Below are 6,002 nucleotides of genomic sequence, written 5' to 3'. Positions count from 1 at the left end.
CTTCCGCCGGGAACTCCGCACTTCCTAGTCGCAACAGGGTTTACTGAAAGCTTACGGTCAACTCGTCGGGACAAACTGCCAGAAGCTCTCTCTAGAAGCTGTGAGAAAGAAAGCGCGTTTTTGATCTTCAATTCGGCCCGGTGTCTGAAACTTCACCTCTTTCCACCAGAGGTCAATTCTTTACTTGTGGACAACATCTCCTTCCGGCGCACTGAAATCAATGCCTCTTTCTTGAAGATTCTTAACAAATTGGAAATTTCTATCTCTTAGGTAAGCCAGGTGATTTTTTGAAATAACCTGGAGACATTTGAGCATACTCGGCAACTCCCTATCAACTGAAGTCTGCCGTCATTCTTTAACGTCACGTGGTTCTAGCAAAAGCTGAATACCATCTAGAATTTCTCGCACCCGCTTGCTTGAGAGCGTGCCAATCTTCTCAACTAAGTCCCGCTTGTCCACGGTGTAAATCTGAGAGACATTGACGACACTTTGTTTCGGGAGATTGGCTTCGCCAGGAGCAAGCAAGACATTTCCTGGAGCTTCCGCTCGCTTAAGGTTTGAGGTCAGTGCGCAAACTACGACCGTATTGATCCGGCTCTGGTTGAAGAGATTGTTCTGGACGACAACGTGGGGGTGCATATAGCCTGGCTCAGACCCAGAAGGTGCGCCAAGGTCTATCCAGAAAATATCTCCCTGGTTGATCACCATTCACCCTCCACGGATCGCCGATGGTAGTCTTTCATGCGTGTTTGATAGGCTTGTTCATCGGGATTGGGCGCCTCGCTGTAGGCTACGTTGATTTGCTCAAGAAGTTGTCTGTTTTCATGTTGCTTGACAAAACGCTCAAGTGCCATGGTAAATAGTTGGCTGCGCGAGATTTCCAATTCGCGAGCCAGAGCTTCAGCTTCCTTGAACAGAGACTCTTGTATTGAGATAGCGGTCTTCACATTCGGCATAAGGATTATACCTCCTTTCCTACCTGAAGTATAACCTTTTGGCAACTAGCTGTCAATGTCTTTGGGCGGATTTCAGTTAGTGTTGGGCAATCTGTCCGGCTCACCTGTCTTGGGTTTCTTTAAGCAGTTCATGGTAATTAGCCCAAGATCTGTTGTAATATCTCGCGGATGGACATGCCACCAGCGGCAATAAGAACCGTGAAGTAGATGATTGTGGCAAAGTTGGACAGATACCCGAGCAGGATGCAGACACCATCCCGTTGCATCAACCCAATGGCAAGAAAGAGAAGCGCAAGGGCGGGCAGTGTGTTGCTGAAAGGAATCATCCCGAACGGTGCCATGAGCAGGATGGCTGCCAAGATCAGAGCGCAGTTATTCAGAACACCTATCAAGCCATCAGACGTCAGCCAGTTGAGGCGATGAGGGCGACTCACTTGCTCCAATCGGTGAAACCATACGAGAGCACGGTCGAATGTAACGCGGAGCTTGTCGCTTGACACGATACGATTCGCAATGGACTTCGGCAGCCACAGGTTGCGGCCGAAGAGACGGTTGATGCCGATCAGCAGGATGGCGGAGCCAAACACCGTGCTCACACCAGGAATCGAAACGGGGACGATGAAAACGAGCGAAAGGAAACCGGTGAGAAGCATGAGACTGTCCTTCCCAACAAGATCCAGAATCTCGACCAACGTCACTCCATCCGACGGCAATTTGCCGATCACCACCTTGAGTTTCTCCCCCAGAGAATCCACCTGTAATTTCGCTTCTTTTTTCTGCGTCAGATTAATATGGTCCACGTCGCTCGATTCCTTTTCACTGCATTTCATATGATGATATCTTGCCCAATGGCTGGCTTACTGGGCATCAATGCCTTCCTATACTTCACGGGAAATACTATGTGATAATGTATTTGCCATGCACAGTGGTATCCTTTTCTTACTCAGCCTTTGCCGACGAGCTGAGAAAAATTATGCCGCTTGACTGGGCGAGTATCGTCTTAATTAAGGGAAATGAATAAACAAGCGATGAGGGCGCTTGAGAGGGTGAGATATGGAGAAAGCAAAACCGGTCGGAATCTGGATTCAGGTCTGAGAGGTAAAAGAAAAAGGGGGCCTAATTCGCCCCCTTTTCGCCTAATCTCTTTTCCTTCTCTCCATATTCTATGGGGATAGCTTTTTCCAGTTTCCCGGTGATGGGATTTACTTTGAATCCCAAAAGTTCCAGAGCGGTATAGCCAACTACAGGTCTTTCCTCCTCCTCTCCAATGGCAACCAAAACCGGTCTTCTTACCTCTTCTATCTCTATCTCGGCAAGGCTGAGCTTCCTCTTAATTATCCTTTTATCTCCCAATTCAACTTCTGTTTCATATTTACCTTCAAGTCCCAGCTTAGCAGCTAGGGAGCGGGGAATTTTGCTGAAAGTAGCCCCCGTATCGACGACGGCTTCTAACTCCGCGGCTTGCCCGTTAGCTCCGTAGACCTTAAAGAAGATTCGTGTTTCACCCATTTTCCTTCCTTCCTCGCCTATTCAATTTTCAAACTTCTACTTCTACCATATTCTTATTGCAAAACTTAGTCAAGCTACTGTGGAGTTCTATCACCTGAGGCAGGTCAGCGGTAAACTGGCACTCCCCTAAAGGTGATGGTCGGGGCGGGCGGATTTGAACCGCCGACCCCCTGCTCCCAAAGCAGGTGCGCTGACCAAGCTGCGCTACGCCCCGATGCACCAGTAGAGAACGTAAAGTTAGTATAATCCAGGCACTTGAGCCTGGTCAATGTGATTTTTTTGCTTCAAGCCCCAGCCTGTTAAATTCTAGAGTGTCTCTTCTTGCTAAAGATTATCCGAGCTTTACTCCACTCCTTACCTCTGTATAGATTTAACTCTCCACTAAATTCTATTGCTCTTCTTCTTGTTCCCGGGAGGCTCTATAAGGAATGCGTCCGCTGATTTTGGAATGGTCACTACAATTCTTGAGATCAACGATCTTAAGCAGAGACCGCAGGGCCTTGGCCCGATGACTTATTTCGTTCTTCTCGGCCAGGGTAAGCTCAGCCATGGTTCTGGTGAATCCATCGGGAATAAAGATGGGATCATACCCGAATCCCCCCTTGCCCCTCCTGTTGAAAGTAATTCTTCCCGGGCATATCCCCTGAGCGACGTGACACCTTACCGCAGGAGTCAGAAAGACCACCACGCACCTGAACCTGGCTCCCTTTTTGTCTTCGGGGCATCCCTGCATTTCCCGCAGTACTTTCTGAATGTTCTCCTCGTCCGTTGCGCCGTAGCCCGCGTATCTGGAGGAGAGGACTCCGGGCCGGCCATCCAGATATTCTATCTCCAGACCGGAGTCGTCTGCCAGCACCGGTAGCCCGTGAAATCTGACCAAATCCCTGGCCTTGATCAGGGCATTCTCGGCAAAAGAAGATCCTCTTTCTTCAATCTCCGGCCAGCTTTTAAAGTCCTTGAAGGTGAGTATCCTGAATTTGGAATCCTTTAAGAGGTTTTCGATTTCCCTGATCTTGCCCGAGTTCTTGGTGGCCAGAATTACCTGGATCATTTTTTCTTGATCAGGGACTCACCGAGAGCAGCTCTCTGGATCCCAATTAGATGTGAAATTCCCTCCGCCGCCAGGTCCAGCATCTGCGAAAGTCTACCTATGGAAAAGGGTTTTCCCTCGGCTGTCCCCTGAATCTCGATTATGTCCAGAGAGCTGGTCATGACCACGTTTAGATCTACCTCAGCACACTTATCCTCTTCAAAACAGAGGTCCAGGAGAACTTCTTCCTTAACCTGGCCCACGCTGGTGGCAGCCACATAGTCCCGGATGGGGTATTCGGTAATTTTCCTCTCGTTCATCAATTTGTTGACACACTCAAACAGAGCAATGTAGGAGCCGGTTATGGAGGCGGCTCTGGTCCCTCCATCAGCGACAATCACATCACAATCGATCCAAATGGTCATATTATTCAAGAGATTAAGATCCACCACCGCTCTCATGGATCGGCCGATGATCCTCTGAATCTCATGCGACCGCCCACTTATCCTCCCTTTGACTGAGTCTCTGATAATTCTCGTGTGAGTAGCGCGAGGAAGAAGAGAATATTCGGCCGAAATCCACCCTCCCGCTAAACCCTGTTCCTTAATAAAAAGAGGCACTTTGGGCTCCACACTGGCCGCACAGATGACCCTGGTCTTCCCTACCTCAATCATGGCTGAACCCTCGGCATAGGGGATATAATTGCGAGTAATCCTGACTTCTCTCATCTGGTTGGGTTTACGCCCGTCAATCCTGACCATTGGATTTTCCTATTTTTTCACGGGGAGTGGAGATCTATGGTTTCGGTCTCTTCTATTTCCTGGCCCAGGAACCATCCCCCTATTTCGAAAAAGAGCCTTCCGCTTCCTGTAGCCAGAAATCTGTGACGAGGAGGACGGTCTGAGTGCCTCAACTGAACCTCAGCCGTAAGGATCCTTTTCACCTCCTGGGCAGTGACTCTGGCTGAGTTGATGATCTGGATATCCTCACCCACAATCTTCTTTATCAGTCCTTCTATCAAAGGGTAATGGGTACATCCCAGAATCAGAACGTCTATCCCTTCCTCTATAAGAGGACCAAGATAGGACCTGACTTCCTCCTTGATGCGACCCCCTTCCAATTCCCCTCTTTCGATAAAATTCACCAGAGTGGGACAGGCCCGGGTGAAAACCTCCGTTTGGCCGTCCATGGTACTGATAATTCTTCTGTAAGCATCACTTTTGGTGGTCGCTTTGGTAGCAATAACCCCTACCTTTTTTGCCCTGGTGGAAAGACAGGCAGCTCTGGCCCCTGGTTCAATAACTCCGATGATGGGAACATTATTAATCTCTTGCGCATCCTGCAGTCCGGCGGCAGTGGCTGTGTTGCAGGCAATGACTATTAGCTTGACGTCCTGCTTTCTGAGAAAGTTCACTATCTCAAACATGAAGCCTCTTACCTGATCCAGCTCCCGGGGCCCGTAAGGGACCCGGGCTGTATCTCCCAGATACAATATCTCCTCATGAGGAAGAAGATGGATTATTTCCTTGACTACTGTGAGTCCTCCTACTCCCGAATCAAATACTCCGATGGGCCTGTTATCCATACCTCACCTGTCAGTTGTTAAAAGATCGGCCAACTGCTAAAAAAATAACTCTCAAAACACCAAAGTCTTGAGAGTCTTTTCTGAAAAACTGGTGGAGGCGGCGGGATTCGAACCCGCGTCCGAAAGCATCCCCGGAGGAACTTCTACAAGCTTATCCGCTCTTTTCCTTTCGCCTGCGGAACGCGGACCGGAACGCTTTCCGCAAACTATCCCAGAAAATTTCCCCTGGCGCTCCCCGGGAGAAAGCGTCCGGGTAGTCTACTTGATGACGCCTGGCTGAAGCCATAGACAAACTTCAGCAGACGTAGCTGCTCTTAATTAGGCAGCTAGTGCAAGATTTTCATCCGCACTTACATTTGGGCCCAGTTTTTCACGAGGACCTGGAACCTCGGCTTGCCATTCCTCTAAGAACTACCTTCGTCGAAACCGAAGCGCCCCCTTATCCTTTCTGGCTTTGAGGACTCTCTCTATCTCCCTCTCCGCAGTTTTCTTAGCCAGAACTTCCCGTTTATCGTAGGATTTCTTGCCCCTGGCCAGCCCCAGCTCCACTTTTGCTTTTCCATCCACGAAATACATCTTCAAGGGTACCAGGGTTATCCCTGGTTCCTGACTTTTCCCTTCCAGGCGCCTGATCTCGCTCTTGTGCATCAAGAGCTTCCTTGCCCTCCAGGGTTCGTGATTGCTCACGCTTCCTTTGGAGTAGGGACTAATGTGCACATTATGGAGAAATAACTCTCCATCTTCCACCCGGGCATAACCATCTTTAAGGTTAACCCGGTGCTCCCTCAGAGATTTAACTTCGGTGCCTCGAAGGGATATCCCTGCTTCGTACGACTCCAGAATGAAGTAGTCGTGGAAAGCTTTCTTGTTTTGAGCCACTATGGTCTTTTCGACCAAGCTCCCTTCCTCTGGCCAGGCAGAG

General features: G+C 49.4%; 9 protein-coding genes, 1 tRNA gene and 1 other RNA gene. 1 reads left to right on the top strand and 10 read right to left on the bottom strand.

All coding sequences use genetic code 11. From position 1 onward, the window contains the following. A partial coding sequence (locus HW443_RS13035) for a hypothetical protein (protein WP_219857236.1) occupies positions 1-270 on the top strand: 270 nt, incomplete at its 5' end. 78 nt (positions 271-348) lie between these two features. On the opposite strand, the gene HW443_RS08870 is transcribed toward HW443_RS13035, so the two are convergent. The 10 genes from HW443_RS08870 to smpB form a co-directional block, all read right to left on the bottom strand. Beyond that, positions 349-708 carry a type II toxin-antitoxin system PemK/MazF family toxin gene (locus HW443_RS08870; RefSeq protein WP_176237152.1) on the bottom strand — a complete coding sequence of 120 codons (360 nt, stop codon included), beginning with the start codon at positions 706-708 and terminating at the stop codon, positions 349-351. Next, on the bottom strand, positions 702-956 hold the full coding sequence (locus HW443_RS08865; protein ID WP_176236272.1) for a hypothetical protein: 255 nt from the start codon (positions 954-956) through the stop codon (positions 702-704). The genes HW443_RS08870 and HW443_RS08865 overlap by 7 nt, the downstream gene beginning before the upstream one ends. A gap of 137 nt (positions 957-1,093) precedes the next feature. Continuing rightward, a complete protein-coding gene (locus HW443_RS08860) occupies positions 1,094-1,786 on the bottom strand; it encodes an exopolysaccharide biosynthesis protein (protein WP_176233621.1) in 693 nt (230 codons plus the stop codon). A gap of 286 nt (positions 1,787-2,072) precedes the next feature. Further along, a complete protein-coding gene (locus tag HW443_RS08855; RefSeq protein WP_176238076.1) occupies positions 2,073-2,465 on the bottom strand; it encodes an aspartyl protease family protein in 393 nt (130 codons plus the stop codon). A 136-nt stretch (positions 2,466-2,601) separates the two neighbouring features. After that, positions 2,602-2,679: transfer RNA gene (locus HW443_RS08850), tRNA-Pro, on the bottom strand. Positions 2,680-2,853: 174 nt separating this feature from the next. Then, complete coding sequence (locus HW443_RS08845; RefSeq protein ID WP_176233623.1) at positions 2,854-3,516, bottom strand: XTP/dITP diphosphatase; 663 nt, start codon at positions 3,514-3,516, stop codon at positions 2,854-2,856. Next, entirely contained in the window at positions 3,513-4,256 is a 744-nt protein-coding gene (gene rph, locus HW443_RS08840) for a ribonuclease PH (RefSeq protein WP_176233624.1), read from the bottom strand. Before rph ends, HW443_RS08845 begins: the two co-directional genes overlap by 4 nt. A 17-nt stretch (positions 4,257-4,273) precedes the next feature. Beyond that, positions 4,274-5,080 carry a glutamate racemase gene (gene murI, locus HW443_RS08835; RefSeq protein ID WP_176236077.1) on the bottom strand — a complete coding sequence of 269 codons (807 nt, stop codon included), beginning with the start codon at positions 5,078-5,080 and terminating at the stop codon, positions 4,274-4,276. Positions 5,081-5,169: 89 nt separating this feature from the next. Further along, positions 5,170-5,519, bottom strand: a transfer-messenger RNA (tmRNA) gene (gene ssrA / locus HW443_RS08830). Continuing rightward, entirely contained in the window at positions 5,492-5,977 is a 486-nt protein-coding gene (gene smpB, locus HW443_RS08825) for an SsrA-binding protein SmpB (RefSeq protein ID WP_176236076.1), read from the bottom strand. Before smpB ends, ssrA begins: the two co-directional genes overlap by 28 nt. Positions 5,978-6,002: the final 25 nt, after the last annotated feature.

The organism is Candidatus Hakubella thermalkaliphila, from assembly GCF_013281975.1.
In the GTDB taxonomy this organism is placed as follows: domain Bacteria; phylum Actinomycetota; class Humimicrobiia; order Hakubellales; family Hakubellaceae; genus Hakubella; species Hakubella thermalkaliphila.
Note: the sequence above shows the minus strand (reverse complement) of the source record. Positions and strands in the feature narration are given on the sequence as shown.

Bases quoted from the DNA above. Each gene is read 5' to 3' on its own strand.
- HW443_RS08870 (WP_176237152.1), bottom strand. From the start codon at position 708: ATGGTGATCAACCAGGGAGATATTTTCTGGATAGACCTTGGCGCACCT.
- HW443_RS08865 (WP_176236272.1), bottom strand. From the start codon at position 956: ATGCCGAATGTGAAGACCGCTATCTCAATACAAGAGTCTCTGTTCAAG.
- HW443_RS08860 (WP_176233621.1), bottom strand. From the start codon at position 1,786: ATGAAATGCAGTGAAAAGGAATCGAGCGACGTGGACCATATTAATCTG.
- HW443_RS08855 (WP_176238076.1), bottom strand. From the start codon at position 2,465: ATGGGTGAAACACGAATCTTCTTTAAGGTCTACGGAGCTAACGGGCAA.
- HW443_RS08845 (WP_176233623.1), bottom strand. From the start codon at position 3,516: ATGATCCAGGTAATTCTGGCCACCAAGAACTCGGGCAAGATCAGGGAA.
- rph (WP_176233624.1), bottom strand. From the start codon at position 4,256: ATGGTCAGGATTGACGGGCGTAAACCCAACCAGATGAGAGAAGTCAGG.
- murI (WP_176236077.1), bottom strand. From the start codon at position 5,080: ATGGATAACAGGCCCATCGGAGTATTTGATTCGGGAGTAGGAGGACTC.